The organism is Streptomyces sp. NPDC002265, assembly GCF_040296125.1.
Taxonomy (GTDB): Bacteria; Actinomycetota; Actinomycetes; order Streptomycetales; family Streptomycetaceae; genus Streptomyces.
On sequence record NZ_JBEOWS010000677.1, the window covers coordinates 1 to 1,707 of the forward strand.

General features: G+C 67.5%; 1 protein-coding gene. It reads left to right on the forward strand.

Going from position 1 to position 1,707, the window contains the following annotated elements; translation table 11 throughout:
- Positions 1-402: 402 nt before the first annotated feature.
- Complete coding sequence (locus tag ABT085_RS46205; protein ID WP_351623203.1) at positions 403-1,128, forward strand: hypothetical protein; 726 nt, start codon at positions 403-405, stop codon at positions 1,126-1,128.
- The last annotated feature ends 579 nt before the right edge of the window (positions 1,129-1,707 follow it).

Genomic DNA, 1,707 nt, shown 5'->3' on the forward strand with positions numbered 1-1,707 from the left:
GCCAGGGCCGGCCGGCCCTGGCCGGCCACCGGTTCCGTCAACGCCGTATGCCGGCACGCCGGCCCGAACCACGCCGACCCGCGCGACGAAAAGCCGGGACAGCATGCCCACGCTGCCGCACATCGAGAACTCCGTCCGGCCCGGTGGGGCCTTCGCATCTCGCCACCCCACGGCACCGCGATCCGGCTGCCGCACCGCTCCCCCATCCGCACCGCTCCCCCGTCTCCCAGGGGAGCTCGAGCGCACCCGTGGCGGGGCGGCAGACGCCCAAGGCGCCAAGCAGCACCTCCTTTACTTCGTGGCGCCGACCGCGGAGTAACGGGGGGAAGGGCCACGGAAGCCGACTCCCTCCGCGGCGACGATCGCAAATCTAGATACTTTCTGCCAGAAAGGCACTGAAGCATGACGACGGTACTTGATCGCTATTTCGAGATCGTGAACTCGGCCGACAACGGCCACTCCGCCCTGGAAGGCCTTCGCGACATCTTCGCGGAGAACGTGCTGCTGATGCACAGCGGGGAAATGGTCCAGGGCCGGGATATGGCCGTCGACTTCCACCGGGGTCAGGCGGCCAAGTGGAAGGAGTCCAAGCACCATTGGACGGCTTCCGTGGAGGGCGATGGATCGATCGTCGGCAAGTGGAGCCAGGCCGGGTTGGACCTGCGGGAAAACGGGTGCTCCGGAAGCGGCAACGTCTCCGTCTCCCTGGACTCGAACGGGCTGATCTCCCGGCTCCACCTGTCTCTGACCGGCGGGTCGGACCGCGCCCGGGTGCTCATAGCCAAGCATCTGGAGGTCTGGATGATCCAGGATGCGGCCGAGCGGGCCAAGGCGATGGAGCACATCTACACAGAGGACATCAAGGTCATGGAGCCTGAGGACGTCTTCGCGGGCCGACACGTCATCAATGACTACATCAGCGTCGTGCAGCGCCAGGCTCCGCCCCTGAGCGGCCGGGTCGTGAGCCACTTCCAGAACAAGGAATTCATCCACTGGAGCTGGGATTTCGGATTCCCGGGGAACAGGAGGGCGCTGGGATCTGAGGTCCTCCACCTCAATGGAGATCTGATTGAGAAGATCGTCATATTCAGCGCACACAGCGATGTTTTCACCGATGGCACGCGGTAGAACTCGCAAATTTCCTGACGTGTCCGTAGGACTCGAGTAGAGCGGGTTGGATCGATCCGCTGCTCTTGTTCTTCAATCCGGCCTCCGACCGTACTCTTCCCCTCCTTCCTCCGGCCCGCACGTTTCGTGACCGCGGCGGCAGTGCGGCGGTTGGCGTGGACGCCGTCGCTCTTACGATTCCGGGGAAATCGGCTTCCTGCCCGCGGACCCCATGACGGATGCAACGGTGGCGGAGGTGTTGCGTGCCACCGGTCATGGCGTGCGGCCGGGTCTGACCGCAAAAGCGGAGGCAGAGCTCTGCACCGGAGCGCGGATCGAGCCGGGCATCGGGGACACGTTGGCCGCGGCGCGTGACTGACGACCGGATCCGGTCGTCTCCCGACATTTCGACTTCGTCGGCCCGTTGGCCGCAGCGATCCTCGACGTAGCAGCTGCCTCACCGACCTACGGGCCCGCCTGCGGCCGGCGGGCGTGGAGTCCTCCCGCGGCTCGCCTCCGCGGCAGGTGGCCGGGGGGGGGGGGGGCGGGGGGCCCCCCCCCCCCGGGGGGGGCGGGGACGCGCGGCGGCCCCGGGCCGCG